This window comes from Calothrix sp. FACHB-168, assembly GCF_963889195.1.
Taxonomy (GTDB): domain Bacteria; phylum Cyanobacteriota; class Cyanobacteriia; order Cyanobacteriales; family Nostocaceae; genus Aulosira; species Aulosira anomala_A.
Genome location: NZ_CAWPNJ010000041.1, coordinates 144,104 through 160,671 on the forward strand (window position 1 = coordinate 144,104; position 16,568 = coordinate 160,671).

The following is a 16,568-nucleotide window of genomic DNA, read 5'->3' on the forward strand; positions in this document are numbered from 1 at the left end:
ATTCCCCTTCTCCCTGAGGGAGAAGGGGTTAGGGGATGAGGGCGAGGGTTTTTGTACAACACGCGCCGTATATAGCTTTTAGCTTAAGTTGACATGTATGGGCACGGCAGTGCCCTGAAAATTATCTATACTCACCAACAATTCTCTGTTCGCTACACAGGGGTATTGTTTTAATTTTTACCTCGCTTTTCCCCAAGAAAGCAAGCAAAATTGCTGAATACTAAATAAAAATTACAATTAATCGCCTCAAGGCACTGTCAGCAGTTTAATAAACAATGATACTGGGATGTATTAAAAAACTCATTAACTCAAATCCCCCAGTATTTTCATCCCCATAACCCAAATGCATCAGTTTAGCTGATGTCATAAGCTAATGGGCGTCTAAATTGCATAACTCTAATCAAGGCTGTTAACTGTCAACGGTTAACTGTCAACAGCTCTCACAATGAATTATGCAACTTAAAAGCAGAATAGCTTATTGAAACACATCAACTAAATCAACGCAATTTGAGGTTGGGGAATTGTAACTTGTGTGTTAAATAGGTTCAGATATAGTTTGACAGTAGACAATATTTATGCATCTATTCAAAATTGCCGGAAAACGTATCAGCAAGAGGTATTTTTATCCTCTCCTATCCTTGGCGCTAGTTTGCATCTTACTATTTACCTCTTTTGGAGTCGGGCAAGCCCAGGAAGAACAAAGTTCTCCAGAGTCAACTCCAGAGTCAACTCCCGCACCCACGACTACAGTAATTCAACAACCTACTAGCGATCCCTTGACTGTAGCTGATGTAGCTTCAATTCGGGGTGTCAGTCCGAAAGAATTGTATGTCAGCATTCCTCAGTCACTCGTACCAGAAAGTTTTCGCGGTGATTCCCAAGACAAACTGAATTTAGTAATTACAGGAAACAATTTCCCTAAAGCTGAAAGTTCGGCTAAAAATCAAATCACCGTCAGAATTGGTAATCCTCCTGATTTTGCGATCACTAATAATGTCAAAGTGGCAGAAGATGGACAGGCAATTTTTGCTACATTCAACAACGCTCAATTGAAGAATTTACCGAGAGGTACTCATCCTATCAAAGTAGAAGTCGCCGGAAACGCCACTAGTATTGACCCACAAATTACCGAAGAGCAATTACAGGTCAATATCAGCCGTCCTATCAGTAGTTTGACTACATTAATTGTCTTTGGTATAACTACCCTGGCGACTTTGTTTTTAGTAGGAATTATCTACCTGTTAGCTAAAGAATCAAAAAAAGGTAACGTATCTCCAAAATCTCTCAAAAATCCTAATCAAAAAGAACTCAATGCTTTAGAGTGGCTATTACTAGAGCGACAAACAAACACCTATAGTTTGGCACGGACTCAGTTTGTTTGGTGGCTGACAATCATTGTTTTTGGCTATTTATTTCTGTTCATTGGTAGGGGAATTATTCAAAATATTTGGGAGTTCATTCCTTTATCTGGATTCGCCTATACTTTTTTGATTAGTTTAGTCACATTAGTCACAGCACAAGCAACTTCTAACATCCGTGGTACTAAAGGATCTGGCGATGTGAATCCTTCTTGGTCAGATTTAGTAGTACATGGAGGTATAATCGCCTTAGAACGGGTACAGCAGGTAGTTTGGAATTTAATTATTGGGATTGCCTTTATTGTCATTTTGCTAGTTACCTATACAACCGCATCTTCTTTACCAAGCATTCCCCAAGAGATTTTAGTGCTGATGGGAATTAGCGCGGGTGGTTATATTAGCGGTAAAGCTGTACGCAAAGCAGGCCCCAATGTTACCCAGGTAGTATTGTGGGATGAGCCGCAAGATTTATTACAAAATCCCCAAGCCGAGCCTCACTTAACTATATCTGGTGAACACCTTTCGCAAGCAACAAGTGCGATCGTGCAAATGGTCTATTTAGATGAGTCCAATAATGAAAAACCGGAAACGCGGATTGAGGTAAAACAAGAGAATTTATGTACTCAAGAACCCGATCCTGATTATCCGGGAGAGTTTTGCAAAAAATTGCGAATTAACTTTAAAGACATGAATGCGCTTCCCGATGAACAATGGTATGATTGGTTACAGCGTTTTGGTGGGAATTTCACTGATCAAAAAGTCAAAATCACTATCATTAATGCTGATGGTCAAAGGTCTGTTTGGGATGGTAGTAATCCTGTACCGGAAAGGAAAGTTACTGCTCCACAGTCAGGATATTAATTTAGTCTGTGTGGGCTAGGTCACGCAGAGCCGCAGAGGCGCAGAGAAGACCGCGCAAATTAAGTTATACCAATTTAAATAATATTTGCGACACATCAAAATATTCTAGAGGGCATGGCAGTGCCAGTGCCCCTACAATCTGTCGCATTCTTTTTTGCAATTGGCATTACAGCATCTTCCTGTAAATAGACCACGCTGTAGGGGCACGGCAGCAGTAAAATTATTGTATGTACCAAAATATTATCGATGCCGTGCCCCTACAATAGATGTGGTTCTATCCAACCTACGCATTTACTGTTTTTAATTTTGAATTTTGAATTGTTATCTGGTGATTCTGCCAAAATTAAATGCCGGATTTGTGGGTTTAGGATTATCAGTTAAACATTGGGCGATCGCACTTATGGTTTTTGTCCAAGGATGCTCTGGATAGCGCATTGAAAAAATATCGCTGCTGGCTAAATGAAACATTTCCTCACACACAGGTAAAATCCCCGCTACAGGTACTTTATAGCTTTCTTGAATTTGTTGTTTTAAAGCTGGAGTATTTAAACTAGGTAATACTTTATTGACTACTAATAACATCTTAGGAACTTCTAATTTTCGCGCTACATCAATTGTGACTGCTGTACCTTGATAATCTTGTTTATCAGGGCGCAAAATTACCAACAAAACATCAGAAATAATTACAGAAAGTAGAGTTTCTTCATTAATACCTGGGTGGGTATCAATAAAGAGATAATCTAACTGGAGACGCTGCATTAAATGGCGAAAACCATCATTGAGTAACCGCGCATCATAGCCTTCCCGCAGAATCCGAGAAATTTCCCCGGTTTTAATACTGGAAGGAATTAGATAAATTTTGCCGCGATTATTGGTAAACCAACCTTTTTTAGTGGCAAATACAGAACTTACATCATAAGTAGCAGCTTCAATTGCACAGCGTCCCCATAAATAATCATTCAATGTGTGCTTAATTTTAGTTTCATCTAAACCAAAAGGCACGTGAATTCCTGGGGATTGAATATCTGTGTCAACAATTCCCACTCGTAAACCAGTACGCGCGATTAAAGTTGCTAGGTTTGCAGTGACGTTAGATTTACCAGTACCACCGCGAAAAGAATGAATTGAAATTATTTTGGTCATTAGTCATTTGTCCTTTGTCATTTGTGATTTGGCATTTGTTATACCGTTGCTATATGAAGCTACCTGTACCAAATTCGCTTAAGGGACTTCCAAGAAATAAATTATCCAATCTTGTGGGGTGGGCAGCGTTCGACTGAGCGCTCACGCCGAAGTCTTGCCCGCCTTTGACTATGGGCGGGCGAGACGCCCACCCCACAATAAATAGTTGTATATTTTTTTATTTGGAAGTCCCTAATCTCTTATTTCTTGGCGTCTTGGCGGTTCGTTTTTTCTCTTAAAATAATTAAGCGCAACTTTATACAAAATTGGTATTATTTATCTCCCTTACTTCCTTCTCTGATTTCTTTGGCTGTTTGCTGCAATTTTTGGAAATAATCGCTTTCGGCGATTTCTTCAACTTGATGTACTCGTTTTGTTTGGTCGATTTCTACGCGCAATTGTTGTAATTGGGCGGATAATTGTTGTTCGCGATCGCAAACTTCGCGTACCATTTTCTGAAATACTCGCCCTAATTGTCCTAATTCATCGGTGCGATGAGCAATTTTGCTTAGTCCTTGGCGTTCTAATTCCCTGATTTCGTTGATGCTGACGGTATCTCTACTAATTGTTTGCGCAAGTTGAGCCATTGGTTTTAACGGTTGAATTACTCTCCACTTGAGTAAGTAGTTAATGGAGAGGATAACTAATGCAAAAATGCCTATGAAGATGCTGATAAATAAAAAAAGTGCTTTGCGGGCGTTGGCAAAAACTTCGCTGGCGGGGATATATATAATTTGAGTACCAATAACTTGATTGAGCTTCCAGCCATAACCGTTTTGCGTACCGTATTTTTTCACGTGGCTTTTGGGTGCTTGATTTGGATTACCATGACAAGACAAACAGCTAGCACTATTCACGGTTACAGGTTGAGCCGTGTAAAATAATTGCTCTCCCGCTTCGGTGCGAAAATCGGATATTGTGGTTAAAGAGCGATCGCTATCAAACCGTTCAATGATTTTGGCTTCAAATCTATCGGCTTGATCGTCAGGATTCGTTGGGTTGAGCGTCGCCTGTTTGTACATCAAGTCTTTGTATTGCCAATTACCTTTAAAATTTTCAAATACCCTTCTGGCTGCAATACTGCGGATAGTTTCGGGAATAAAAGTAGTTTCGGGATCTGCGAGTTGGGTAATCAGTGGGGCAATATCATTACTGGTATAACTGCTCACTGAGTTAATCATATTCATTGCCATTTGTCCCCTGGCGTTCATCTCCATCAGCGCCTTATGTTCCAGAGCTTTCGACAATGCAAAACCCCCTAATCCGATTCCCGTGATAAAAATCAGTGACAGCAACAGCGTAAATTGAGAAGCCAGTTTTAGACGCGCAAGCATTTTGGTAAATTCCATCAACCATGTTTTTTACCTATATATCTGGAGCCTATGAACTCGATCAGTTGACGGTTGACGGTTGACGGTTGACGGTTGACTGTTGACGGTTGACTATTGACTTTCTGAATTACGCAATATAAATGCGAAATCGTTAGCATATATATAGAAAGTTAGTGATTTCTTACTTTGGCGATATGTCTAACGACCAGCCGCGATCGCATTTTCAACTCAATATTAATGATTCTTATGCAATTCTGGGGCTGAAACCTGGAGCATCGCTGGCGCAGGTTAAGCAAGCCTACCGTAATTTAATTAAAACTTGGCACCCCGATCGCTTTATCGATCCAGATAAAAAACAGATAGCTGAAGAAAAAATCAAAAAAATCAACGTCGCTTATAACCACCTCAAATCCCAACCGCTACCCACAACCAGCGAACCGCCATCAACAGCTACACCGAGAAATTCCTCTAAAGTCGCTGTGAATAGCTGGAATGCAGAGACTTTTTACAACTTGGGAGTACAAAACGCTAGCCAAGGGAGATATCAACATGCGATCGCAGATTTTACCAGAGCAATTCGCCTCAATCCTCGCTATATTCAGGCTTACAAATATCGCGGGTTTGTTTGCTCTCAATTAGGCTACGAACATCGAGCCACCTCAGATTTAAATAAAGCCGCACAGCTAGAACAAGAATTGAACGGTGTCAAAACTCCCTTTACCTACTCATCAAATAGATGGTCAAAATCAGCAAGACCTGTATCTAATTCTCAACCTTTAGTTAAAAGATGGTGTCAGAAAATTAAAAATTGGTTCTACCTCAATTGGTCTTGGAGATGAGATATTAATCTTTTTACCGAAAATTTGGGTCTAGAGCCGCCGTCCTTTGAGGACAGCTTTTTGGTACAATAGGATAGTTAAAAAAATAAATTACCCAAATTCCGTAGTGCGAGCAGCGTTCGACTGAGCGCTCACGCCGAAGTCTTGCTCGCTGGTGTTCAAAAGCGAGCAAGAAATTATAATCAGGTGCATCTTTAAACAGAATTTTTATAAGTTCCTCACGCAATAGCCTTTTCCAGCTTTGGAGAAGGCTATTGCAGTTTTTGCGTAGAAATTTGCAGTCAAAAACCTTACAGCAGTTTTCACCTATTTGAACAACATCTGTCGTAGGGGCACGGCATCCAAAATCTTCTCATATATACAATAATTTTACTGGTGCCGTGCCCCTACAGTGTGGTCTATTTACAGGAAGATGCTGTCAACTGCGTAGCTTGGGTTGTAGCTTGCTTCCCGAAGGGTACGAAGTGAAACCCAACAAACTCCGGAAAATATTGGGTTACCCTACGGTAAGCCGCTCCGCGTCTACGTTCCTCAACCCAACCCAACCTACATTTATCCTTAACTTAACCGTATTGCTTTACAGCCTGTGAAGACAGGCTTTGTTCCTATAGCGATACCCTTATAGGGTATTGCGCCTAAATTTCTATACTCTCGTTGCGTAGATAAAATTCATTTCCAACTTTAGTAGGAGACAGTTCGGAGGAGATAAATTTTCTGGCAATCCGAACTTTATTCCGATGTATATCCTTGAGCAAATTTCCTACTATGAACACATCAAGCGAAACGAAAAGCGCAGCGAGATAACCAAGATAAAAAATTATAACACGGTTAATAAACGCTGCTTAATCTGACAAATTCACACATACATCAAGGAAAAAAACAATGTCTAACACAATCAAAAACATCGGTGCAGTTGAACTTTCTGAACAAGAACTAGATAACGTTGCTGGCGGACTAGCTTTAGTACTGGGTGATGTTAACGGCTATGCTTCTCAAGCTGGTAATAACTTTTTCCAAAAAGAGTTAGTAGTTGCGCAACAAACAACCGCAGGCCCCAATGGTAGCAGCACTGGTTCAATTACCAGCCTGAAAGAAGTTGCTAGTTCTGCTGGTTTGAATATCTCAATTAGTTAATTGTCAATCATCAAAACATTCACAAAAATCAATACAAATATTTAGGAGCAAAATCATGTCTAACACAATCAAAAACATCGGTGCAGTTGAACTTTCTGAACAAGAACTAGATAACGTTGCTGGCGGACTAGCTTTAGTACTGGGTGATGTTAAGGGTTATTCTTCTCAAGCTGGTAATGACTTTTTCCAAAAAGAATTAATAGTTGCGCAACAAACAACCGCAGGCCCCAATGGTAGCAGCACTGGTTCAATTACCAGCCTGAAAGAAATTTCTACTTCTGCTGGCTTGAATATTGCAATTGGTTAATCCAATCGCCAAGTAATACAAAATTGGCGTTGCGGAAATCAGGGATGAAAAATTAGGTTTTAACTTTGCCGATATTCCCGAAAATATGCAACGCAACGCCTCAATCAAATTAACCAATAAACACAAAATTAGGAGTAAAAACAATGTCTAACACAATCAAAAACATCGGTGCAGTTGAACTTTCTGAACAAGAATTAGATAACGTTGCTGGTGGACTAGCTTTAGTACTGGGTGATGTTAACGGCTATGCTTCTCAAGCTACTAATGGGTTTTCTCAAAAAGATTTAATTATTGCCCAACAAACTACCGCAGGCCCCAATGGTAGCAGCACTGGTTCAATTACCAGCTTGAAAGAAGTTGCTAGTTCTGCTGGCTTGAACATTGCAATTGGTTAATTTTCAATTCTCAAAACATCTGCAAACATTAACACAAAATTAGGAGCAAAATCATGTCTAACACAATCAAAAATATCGGTGCAGTTGAACTTTCTGAACAAGAACTAGATAACGTTGCTGGCGGACTAGCTTTAGTACTGGGTGATGTTAACGGCTATGCTTCTCAAGCTGGTAATACCTTTTTCCAAAAAGAGTTAGTAGTTGCGCAACAAACCACCGCAGGCCCCAATGGTAGCAGCACTGGTTCTATTAGCAGCTTGAAAGAAATTTCTACTTCTGCTGGTTTAAACATTGCAATTGGTTAATTCCAATCGCCAAATAATACCTAAATTGGCGTTGCGGAAATTTGGGATAAAAAATTAGTTTTCACTTTGTCGATATTCCCGAAAATATGCAACGCAACGCCTCAATCAAATTAACCAATAAACACAAAATTAGGAGTAAAAACAATGTCTCATTCAATCCAAAACTTTGATGTAGTTGAACTTTCTGAACAAGAATTAGATAACGTTGCTGGTGGACTAGCTTTAGTTCTGGGTGATGTTAACGGCTATGCTTCTCAAGCTAATAACGATTTCTTCCAAAAAGAGTTAGTAGTTGCACAACAAACAACCGCAGGCCCCAATGGTAGCAGCACTGGTTCTATTACTGCAATCAAAGAAATTGCTACTAATGCCGGCTTGAATATTGCGATTAGTTAATTCTCATTTTTCTACTAACTCAAACATCAACACAAAATCAGGAGTAAAAACCATGTCTGAATCAATCAAAAACATCGCTGTAATTGAACTTTCTGAACAAGAATTAGATAATGTTGCTGGTGGACTAGCTTTAGTATTAGGTGATGTTGAAGGATATTCTTCTCAAGCTGGTAACAAATTTTTCCAAAAAGAGTTAGTAGTTGCGCAACAAACAACCGCAGGCCCCAATGGTAGCAGCACTGGTTCAATTACTAGCTTGAAAGAAGTTGCTAGTTCTGCTGGGTTGAATATTGCAATTAGTTAATTCTCATTCTTTTCTAAACTCAAACATCAAAACATAATTAGGAGTAAAAACCATGTCTGAATCAATCAAAAACATCGCTGTAGTTGAACTTTCTGAACAAGAATTAGATAATGTTGCTGGTGGATTATCTGTAGTCATTGGTGATGCTCAAGGCTATAATTCTCAAGCTAGTAACGGTTTCTTCCAAAAAGAGTTAGTAGTTGCACAACAAACCTACGCAGGCCCCAATGGTAGCGGTACTGCTTCGATTGCTAGCTTGAAAGAAATTTCTAGTTCTGCTGGTTTAAATATTGCAATTGGTTAATGAGTAAAGCCATGAATAAGAAAATTGAAAATCTCGGTGCTGTTGAAATTTGCGAACAAGAATTAGATCGGGTTGCTGGCGGAGTAAATGTTGCTAGCGGATTGGATGTAGTAATAGCTGATATTAAAGGATCTATCTCTCAAGCTATTAACAAATTCTTAGAAAAAGAGTTACCAATTACCCAACCAACACTACCAGCAATAATTGAGCATACACCTACAAACAATGTAACTCAATTCTAGCTTTAAGTCTAACCTCATTGCTTTCTTCTCATCCACACAATTATCACCCTTGTTTAGTAATAAATAGGGGTGTTTTTTTATTTATCAGAGACGCGATGAATCGCGTACAATGGTCATTTGTATGAGAGTAAGTTTAGGTGTAGTTTGGGTAGAAGGTCGTGAAACCCAACGTAGATATTGGTGTTTAGGGACTTACAAAAAATAAATTACCCATATTTCGTAGTGCGAGCAGCGTTCGACTGAGCGCTCACGCCGAAGTCTTGCTCGCTGGTGTTCAAAAGCGAGCAAGATGCTCGCACTACAAATTTATTGGGCATTTAAAAAATTGGATGTCCCTTATCTCGTTTATCTCGTTTACAGCCTCCTTTTGGAAATGCGTATTCGTGGGCTGCCGCCTCGAAAGCTGATAAATTGAGGCGGCAGCCCACAGATCATCGCTCCCACGCAGAGCATGGGAGCTAGATTATTGTAGGGGCACTGGCACTGCCATGCCCCGAAGCGCGTACCTCATTTACTTGAAATCTGCTGTATTTTAATAAATGGCAATAAATGCATAAATTAGATGTAAAAATTTGTAATTTATATATTTAGAACCCTAAACATTAATTTATGAGCTAAAAACCTCATGTATGAGTTGTGAAGCTAAAATATGATTCAGAAAGTTAGTTTGCGAGTCAAAAAGTTAGTTTGCGAGTCGTAATTGTTGCTAAATGACTCAGAAAGTAAGTTTGCGAGTCATAACTGTTGCTAAATGACTCAGAAAGTTAGTTGGCGAGTCGTAATTGTTGCTAAATGACTCAGAAAGTTAATTTGCGAGTCGTAATTGTTGCTAAATGACTCAGAAAGTTAGTTTACAACTCGCAAACCTAATTAATGAGTTGCAAACTTTCCTTCAGTAAAAATCCAGCTATTGCGAGAATAAAAATTTAACTTTTGCCCAAAACTATTAAGGCGACGCGATCCCACAAGACTCATAAAAAATCACCACTTACAGTTGCGCTAATATCACAATTAGGTGTGCTACGTTATCCCAAGCAAAGATACCGCAGTCAATTATTTAGCTTCATCAACTGGGGGGAATCTCCGATGTTGGCACAATGGCAAGGCTTCACAAGTGGTAAATGGACAGAAGAAATCAATGTCCGCGATTTTATCCAAAAGAATTACACCCTTTACAGTGGCGATGAATCTTTTTTAACAGGTGCGACTCCCACCACTCAAGCACTCTGGGATAAAGTCAAGGACTTGATGGCAGTTGAGCGGGAAAAAGGTATTTTAGATACAGATACAGAAGTTGTTTCGACAATTACCTCCCATCAACCGGGTTATATTCACCGCGAATTGGAACAGATTGTGGGATTGCAAACGGATAAACCCCTAAAACGCGCTATTATGCCGTTTGGTGGCATTCGTGTAGTTAAAGATGCATTAAAAGCTTACGGTTACGAACTTAATCCCCAAACCGCAGATATATTTACCAAATACCGCAAAACTCATAACGACGGCGTATTTGATGCTTATACTCGCGAAATGCGTTTATGTCGGCGTTATGGTATTATCACCGGTTTACCCGATGCTTACGGACGGGGCAGAATTATTGGTGATTATCGGCGCGTAGCTTTGTATGGTGTTGATGGTTTAATTGATGATAAAAAATCACAACTCCAATCTTTAGAGTTAGATGAGATTGTTGAAGATACAATTCGCTCGCGGGAAGAAATTTCCGAACAAATCAAAGCCTTGTTTGAATTGAAAACAATGGCTGCTAGTTACGGGTTTGATATTAGTCAACCCGCAGCTACAGCGAAAGAAGCTGTGCAGTGGTTATATTTTGGCTATCTGGCAGCTGTGAAAGAACAAAACGGTGCGGCGATGTCTTTGGGAAGGGTTTCGACTTTCCTAGATATTTACTTTGAACGAGATTTACAACAAGGAACAGCTACCGAATCCCAACTGCAAGAACTCATCGACCATTTTGTGATGAAGTTACGCATGGTAAGATTTTTGCGGACACCTGACTATAACCAACTGTTTTCTGGCGATCCCACTTGGGTAACCGAATGCGTTGGCGGTGTGGGTGAAGATGGTAGGCCTTTAGTAACGAAAAATAGTTTCCGAATTCTACATACTTTGTCTAATTTAGGCCCAGCACCAGAACCAAATTTAACTGTGTTGTGGTCGGAACAGCTACCTGATAATTTTAAACGTTTTTGCGCTAAAGTTTCAATTCAGACTAGCTCAATTCAGTATGAGAACGATGATTTGATGCGTTCTTACTGGGGTGATGATTATGCGATCGCTTGTTGCGTTTCGGCAATGCGCATTGGTAAGCAAATGCAGTTTTTTGGCGCGCGAGTCAATCTAGCCAAGTGTTTGCTATATGCGATTAACGGCGGTAAGGATGAAATTTCTGGCGAACAAGTAGCAAATGCGATCGCGCCAATTACTTCCGACTACCTAGATTATCAACAGGTACGGGAGCAATTTGAAACAATGATGGCTTGGTTAGCCAAGGCGTATATTAATACCCTGAATGTGATCCATTACATGCATGATAAATACTGCTACGAACGCATCGAAATGGCACTCCACGATCGCGATATTTTACGCACAATGGCTTGCGGGATTGCTGGGTTATCGGTGGTAACAGATGCTTTATCAGCAATTAAATATGCCAAAGTCAAAGTATTGCGCAACGCTGAGGGATTAGCCGTTGATTATGAAATTACCGGCGATTATCCCAAATATGGTAACAACGACGATCGCGTTGATGAAATCGCGGTAGATTTAGTTACCAAGTTCATGAACGAACTGCGTAAACATCCCACTTATCGCCAAGCCACAGCAACACAATCGGTATTAACAATTACCTCAAACGTTGTGTATGGCAAGAAAACCGGTAACACCCCCGACGGAAGAAAAGCCGGCGAACCCTTTGCGCCTGGTGCAAACCCCATGCATGGAAGAGATAGTAAAGGTGCAGTTGCGTCTCTGGAATCCGTCGCGAAAATTCCTTACCAATGCGCGCAAGATGGAATTTCCAACACTTTCTCTGTAGTACCATCAGCTTTAGGTAAATTAGAAGTCGATCAAATCAGCAACCTAGTGGGAATGCTAGATGGTTACTTCCATGATGGCGGACACCATATTAACGTTAACGTCCTCAAGCGAGAAATGTTAATGGATGCAATGGATCATCCAGAATTATATCCCCAGCTAACAATTAGAGTTTCCGGTTACGCGGTGAACTTTATTAAATTAACGCGAGAACAGCAACTTGATGTAATTCATCGCACATTCCACGAACGATTTTAACCCGTAGGGGCGGGGTTTCCCCGCCCTTACGAGTTGCAGGTTTGGTAAGTTAACGATCGCAATATTTTTTATTTGGAAGTCTCTTAATGAGGCTTTTTTTCTCGTCGTTGAGTCTTTGATACTGGTTAATCATTGGCGGCGTGTTGATATATTCTAGAGGGCATGGCAGTGCCAATGCCCCTACCTGTTGCATGATTTTTTATATTGGTAAGAATTGGTACCACACATTTACCATTCGTTGAATTACGAATTAGATAGACGCAAGCCTTCCCCCAGGGAATTACGAACTTGTACTGAGCTTGTCGAAGTATTACGAATTACGAATTACGAATTAGTTTGGCATTACCAAACCCCTACGGTTTATGGGAATTTTTTGATGTAATTGCCAATTTAGTGAATTTCTTCCCCGCAAAACTGCATAACCCCCACCCTGCTCAGAACTATATAACAATAAGCCAGCAAATAACGCTGGTGCTGCGGTTAAATTATGCAAAATTTAGCCAAATTGACCAACTCTTTAGCATCTTCCTTGACAAAACAGCTTAACTTAATTACTTAACCCCCATACTTCCCCACCCAATCTTAATTTCATCATTCCCTATGCGTTACCCTAACCTTGGTCTAAGTTTCCTCGCCCTAGTTATCGCCACAGCTTCCACACCAATAACTTTCAGCCTTTGGGCATCACCAGGAGAATTACGAGTACTGGCGCAAACATCAGCCGATCGCAAAGCCGAAGCAGATAGACTGTTAGACCAAGGTGTTGAGCAATATCAAATCAGTCAATTTGAAGCAGCATTAAAATCTTGGCAACAAGCACTGATTATCTATCGCCAAATCAAAGACCGTCAAGGTGAGGGTGCTGCTCTGGGCAATCTGGGAATTGCTTACCATGCCCTAGGAGACTACACCAAAGCCATTGACTACCAGCAGCAGTTATTGGCGATCGCACGGGAAATCAAAGACCGTAATGGTGAGGGAAATGCTCTGGGCAATCTGGGACTTGCTTACTATGCTCTAGGAGACTACACCAAAGCCATTGACTACCACCAGCAGCATTTGGCGATCGCTCTTGAAATCAAAGACCGTCAAGGTGAGGGTGCTGCTCTGGGCAATCTGGGAGTTGCTTACCGTGTCCTAGGAGACTACACCAAAGCCATTGACTACCAGCAGCAGAGATTGGCGATCGCTAGGGAAATCAAAGACCGTCAAGGTGAGGGACAATCTCTGGGCAATCTGGGAATTGCTTACCATGCACTGGGAGACTACACCAAAGCCATTGACTACCTCCAACAGACATTGGCGATCGCTAGGGAAATCAAAGACCGTTTAGATGAGGGAAATGCTCTGGGCAGTCTGGGACTTGCTTACTATGCACTAGGAGACTACACCAAAGCCATTAACTACCTCCAACAGACATTGGCGATCGCTAGGGAAATCAAAGACCGTTTAGGTGAGGGAAATGCTCTGGGCAGTCTGGGACTTGCTTACTATGCACTAGGAGACTACACCAAAGCCATTGACTACCACCAGCAGTTATTGGCGATCGCACGGGAAATCAAAGACCGTAATGGTGAGGGAAATGCTCTGGGCAATCTGGGAATTGCTTACCATGCCCTAGGAGACTACACCAAAGCCATTGACTACCAGCAGCAGTTATTGGCGATCGCACGGGAAATCAAAGACCGTAATGGTGAGGGAAATGCTCTGGGCAATCTGGGACTTGCTTACTATGCTCTAGGAGACTACACCAAAGCCATTGACTACCACCAGCAGCATTTGGCGATCGCTCTTGAAATCAAAGACCGTAATGGTGAGGGAAATGCTCTGGGCAATCTGGGAATTGCTTACCATGCCCTAGGAGACTACACCAAAGCCATTGACTACCTCCAACAGACATTGGCGATCGCTAGGGAAATCAAAGACCGTAAAGGGGAGGGACAATCTCTGGGCAATCTGGGAATTGCTTACCGTGCCTTAGGAGACTACACCAAAGCCATTGACTACCACTCCTCAAGTTTGGCGATCGCTAGGGAAATCAAAAACCGTTTAGGGGAATGGCAATCTCTAAACAATCTGGGAGCAGCTTACCAAAAATCCGGCAAACTCCCAGAAGCTGAAAAAATTCTGCTTGCTGGTATTGAAGTATTAAAATCTATCCGAGGAGACTTGGGTAACAATGATGCTTATAAAATCTCAATTTTTGAAGAACAAGCTCGCACCTACCGCACCCTACAACAAGTGCTGATTGCTCAGAATAAAATCAACGATGCACTCTTAATCTCCGAGCAAGGACGTAGTAGGGCGCTGGTGGATTTGTTAAATTCACGTTTGTCTGGTAAAAATGCCCTGGCAAATGTAGAACCCACATTATCCCTGCTGCAACAAATCGCCAAACAACAAAAGGCGACACTTGTTGAATATTCAATTATTTATGATTATTTCAAAGTTCAGGGTAAACAAGAAACTAAAGAATCAGAACTCTACATTTGGGTAATCAAACCCACAGGTGAAATTACCTTTCGTAAAGTTGACCTTAAACCTTTATGGCAAAAAGATAATACAAGTTTAGATGAATTAGTCACCAACAGCCGCGAGTCAATCGGTGTCAGAGGTCGGGGTATTTTTCAACCATACAACCCCAATCCAGATCAAGTAAAACAGCGCTTTCAAAAGCTGCACGAATTACTAATTAATCCCATTGCTGACTTGCTACCAAAAAATCCTGATGAGCGAGTTACATTTATACCCCAATCATCTTTATTCCTTGTTCCCTTCGCCGCGTTACAAGATGAGCAAGGTAAATACCTCATTGAAAAACACACTATCCTCACTGCCCCAGCAATTCAAGTATTAGATTTAACTCGCAAACAACGGCAGAAAGTTTCTGGTAATCAAGCTCTAGTTGTGGGCAATCCTATCATGCCCAGCGTTTCCCCCAAAGTTGGCGAAGCACCGCAACAATTAACTCCCTTACCAGGTGCAGAAACAGAAGCAAAAGAAATCGCACAACTGTTAAACACTAAAGCCATCACAGGTAAAGATGCTACCAAAGCCGCATTGATTCAAAAATTACCCCAAGCGAGATTTATTCATCTAGCAACCCACGGCTTACTTGACGATTTTAAAGGTTTGGGTGTCCCCGGTGCAGTCGCTCTCGCCCCTGATGGTAAAGATAACGGCTTGCTAACTGCCAATGAAATTTTAGATTTAAAAATTAACGCCGAATTAGTTGTTTTAAGTGCTTGCGATACCGGACAAGGTAAACTCACAGGTGATGGTGTAATTGGTTTATCTCGCGCCTTAATTTCTGCCGGTGCGCCCAGTGTGATTGTTACATTATGGTCAATTCCCGATAGTCCTTCGGCATTATTAATGGGGGAATTTTACCGTCAGTTACAGAAGAATCCTGATAAAGCTTGGGCTTTGCGTCAAGCGATGTTGACAACGATGAAACAGCATCCAAATCCTAGCGCTTGGGCGGCGTTTACTTTAATTGGCGAGGCGAAATAGTACCAATTTACAGGGAGCATCCCAAATGTGCAAAAACGCCCTCACCCTATAAGGGTGGGGCTAGAAATACGAAGCCTGCCTTCGCAGGCTATCAAACTTTTAGCCTGCGAAGGCAGGCTTTGTTGGTATAGCAATACCCTTCTAGGGTATTGCGTCAAAATTGGGATGCTCCCAATTTACAGCAGTTTTCACCTATTTGAACCACATCTGTCGTAGGGAACACCAGTAAAATTATTATATGTACCAAAAGATTGTCGGTGCCCATTGGTGTCAACTTAAGTTCTCTCACTTACCCGATGTACCGCCCGCAGGCTGTAAGCCTGGGGCTAACGTTACATGAGCTTACCTGCGTGGGCTAAATTTTCTTAGCCCACGCAAGTGGGCTTTGTTCAATTAGCCGCACCCTTCGAGGGTGACGGCGGTTGATTGGGTAAGCGAGGGGTTGAGGGTGAGAGCAAGAACCTTGCTACAAAGCGAGTTTCACGTTAAGTTGACACCAATGATCGCTGCCGTACCCCTACAGCGTGGTCTATTTAACTATTAATACCAATAAGATGCATATAATCTAGCCTGCCTTTGCAGGCTTTGTAATGATAGCCCCAGGCTTACAGCCTGAGGGCGTTATGTGCAGCCTCACATACAATTGGTATTACCTGAAAATAGCTGTAAATAATGTTTGCGGCACATCAATATATTCTAGAGGGCATGGCAGTGCCAATGCCCCTACCATGACTGAAAATTCTCACGATGAAATCATTTAGATATATATCTAACGGGGATCG

Annotated in this window: 14 protein-coding genes; 12 read left to right on the forward strand and 2 right to left on the reverse strand. The window is 41.4% G+C overall.

Translation table 11 applies throughout. From position 1 onward, the window contains the following. Positions 1-575: 575 nt before the first annotated feature. Positions 576-2,219, forward strand: a complete 1,644-nt coding sequence (locus AACW45_RS23855) for a hypothetical protein (RefSeq protein ID WP_190628997.1) — start codon at positions 576-578, stop codon at positions 2,217-2,219. Positions 2,220-2,540: 321 nt separating this feature from the next. On the opposite strand, the gene AACW45_RS23860 is transcribed toward AACW45_RS23855, so the two are convergent. After that, complete coding sequence (locus AACW45_RS23860; RefSeq protein ID WP_190628999.1) at positions 2,541-3,362, reverse strand: MinD/ParA family ATP-binding protein; 822 nt, start codon at positions 3,360-3,362, stop codon at positions 2,541-2,543. Between the two features lie 311 nt (positions 3,363-3,673). Further along, on the reverse strand, positions 3,674-4,735 hold the full coding sequence (locus tag AACW45_RS23865) for a Tll0287-like domain-containing protein (protein ID WP_190629000.1): 1,062 nt from the start codon (positions 4,733-4,735) through the stop codon (positions 3,674-3,676). A 191-nt stretch (positions 4,736-4,926) separates the two neighbouring features. Here AACW45_RS23865 and AACW45_RS23870 point away from each other — a divergent pair, with 191 nt between their 5' ends. The 11 genes from AACW45_RS23870 to AACW45_RS23920 all read left to right on the forward strand — a co-directional run bounded on the left by AACW45_RS23870 (position 4,927) and on the right by AACW45_RS23920 (position 15,786). After that, entirely contained in the window at positions 4,927-5,571 is a 645-nt protein-coding gene (locus tag AACW45_RS23870) for a J domain-containing protein (protein WP_190629002.1), read from the forward strand. Positions 5,572-6,453: 882 nt separating this feature from the next. Next, positions 6,454-6,705: a CTB family bacteriocin gene (locus tag AACW45_RS23875; protein WP_190629004.1), complete on the forward strand. Its 252-nt coding sequence runs from the start codon at positions 6,454-6,456 to the stop codon at positions 6,703-6,705. A gap of 55 nt (positions 6,706-6,760) precedes the next feature. Next, positions 6,761-7,012: a CTB family bacteriocin gene (locus AACW45_RS23880; RefSeq protein WP_190629006.1), complete on the forward strand. Its 252-nt coding sequence runs from the start codon at positions 6,761-6,763 to the stop codon at positions 7,010-7,012. A gap of 143 nt (positions 7,013-7,155) precedes the next feature. Then, complete coding sequence (locus tag AACW45_RS23885; protein ID WP_190629008.1) at positions 7,156-7,407, forward strand: CTB family bacteriocin; 252 nt, start codon at positions 7,156-7,158, stop codon at positions 7,405-7,407. A 53-nt stretch (positions 7,408-7,460) separates the two neighbouring features. Further along, complete coding sequence (locus tag AACW45_RS23890) at positions 7,461-7,712, forward strand: CTB family bacteriocin (RefSeq protein WP_190629010.1); 252 nt, start codon at positions 7,461-7,463, stop codon at positions 7,710-7,712. Between the two features lie 144 nt (positions 7,713-7,856). Next, positions 7,857-8,108 carry a CTB family bacteriocin gene (locus AACW45_RS23895; RefSeq protein ID WP_190629012.1) on the forward strand — a complete coding sequence of 84 codons (252 nt, stop codon included), beginning with the start codon at positions 7,857-7,859 and terminating at the stop codon, positions 8,106-8,108. A gap of 52 nt (positions 8,109-8,160) precedes the next feature. Further along, positions 8,161-8,412 (forward strand): CTB family bacteriocin, encoded by a 252-nt coding sequence (locus AACW45_RS23900; protein WP_190629014.1) that lies wholly within the window; start codon positions 8,161-8,163, stop codon positions 8,410-8,412. A 52-nt stretch (positions 8,413-8,464) separates the two neighbouring features. Further along, positions 8,465-8,716: a CTB family bacteriocin gene (locus AACW45_RS23905; RefSeq protein WP_190629015.1), complete on the forward strand. Its 252-nt coding sequence runs from the start codon at positions 8,465-8,467 to the stop codon at positions 8,714-8,716. A gap of 11 nt (positions 8,717-8,727) precedes the next feature. Next, positions 8,728-8,958, forward strand: a complete 231-nt coding sequence (locus AACW45_RS23910; RefSeq protein ID WP_190629017.1) for a hypothetical protein — start codon at positions 8,728-8,730, stop codon at positions 8,956-8,958. Positions 8,959-9,891: 933 nt separating this feature from the next. Beyond that, positions 9,892-12,273 (forward strand): formate C-acetyltransferase, encoded by a 2,382-nt coding sequence (gene pflB / locus AACW45_RS23915; protein ID WP_277880202.1) that lies wholly within the window; start codon positions 9,892-9,894, stop codon positions 12,271-12,273. Between the two features lie 600 nt (positions 12,274-12,873). Further along, positions 12,874-15,786, forward strand: a complete 2,913-nt coding sequence (locus tag AACW45_RS23920) for a CHAT domain-containing protein (RefSeq protein WP_190629019.1) — start codon at positions 12,874-12,876, stop codon at positions 15,784-15,786. The last annotated feature ends 782 nt before the right edge of the window (positions 15,787-16,568 follow it).

Bases quoted from the DNA above. Each gene is read 5' to 3' on its own strand.
- AACW45_RS23855 (WP_190628997.1), top strand. From the start codon at position 576: ATGCATCTATTCAAAATTGCCGGAAAACGTATCAGCAAGAGGTATTTT.
- AACW45_RS23860 (WP_190628999.1), bottom strand. From the start codon at position 3,362: ATGACCAAAATAATTTCAATTCATTCTTTTCGCGGTGGTACTGGTAAA.
- AACW45_RS23865 (WP_190629000.1), bottom strand. From the start codon at position 4,735: ATGCTTGCGCGTCTAAAACTGGCTTCTCAATTTACGCTGTTGCTGTCA.
- AACW45_RS23870 (WP_190629002.1), top strand. From the start codon at position 4,927: ATGTCTAACGACCAGCCGCGATCGCATTTTCAACTCAATATTAATGAT.
- AACW45_RS23875 (WP_190629004.1), top strand. From the start codon at position 6,454: ATGTCTAACACAATCAAAAACATCGGTGCAGTTGAACTTTCTGAACAA.
- AACW45_RS23880 (WP_190629006.1), top strand. From the start codon at position 6,761: ATGTCTAACACAATCAAAAACATCGGTGCAGTTGAACTTTCTGAACAA.
- AACW45_RS23885 (WP_190629008.1), top strand. From the start codon at position 7,156: ATGTCTAACACAATCAAAAACATCGGTGCAGTTGAACTTTCTGAACAA.
- AACW45_RS23890 (WP_190629010.1), top strand. From the start codon at position 7,461: ATGTCTAACACAATCAAAAATATCGGTGCAGTTGAACTTTCTGAACAA.
- AACW45_RS23895 (WP_190629012.1), top strand. From the start codon at position 7,857: ATGTCTCATTCAATCCAAAACTTTGATGTAGTTGAACTTTCTGAACAA.
- AACW45_RS23900 (WP_190629014.1), top strand. From the start codon at position 8,161: ATGTCTGAATCAATCAAAAACATCGCTGTAATTGAACTTTCTGAACAA.
- AACW45_RS23905 (WP_190629015.1), top strand. From the start codon at position 8,465: ATGTCTGAATCAATCAAAAACATCGCTGTAGTTGAACTTTCTGAACAA.
- AACW45_RS23910 (WP_190629017.1), top strand. From the start codon at position 8,728: ATGAATAAGAAAATTGAAAATCTCGGTGCTGTTGAAATTTGCGAACAA.
- AACW45_RS23920 (WP_190629019.1), top strand. From the start codon at position 12,874: ATGCGTTACCCTAACCTTGGTCTAAGTTTCCTCGCCCTAGTTATCGCC.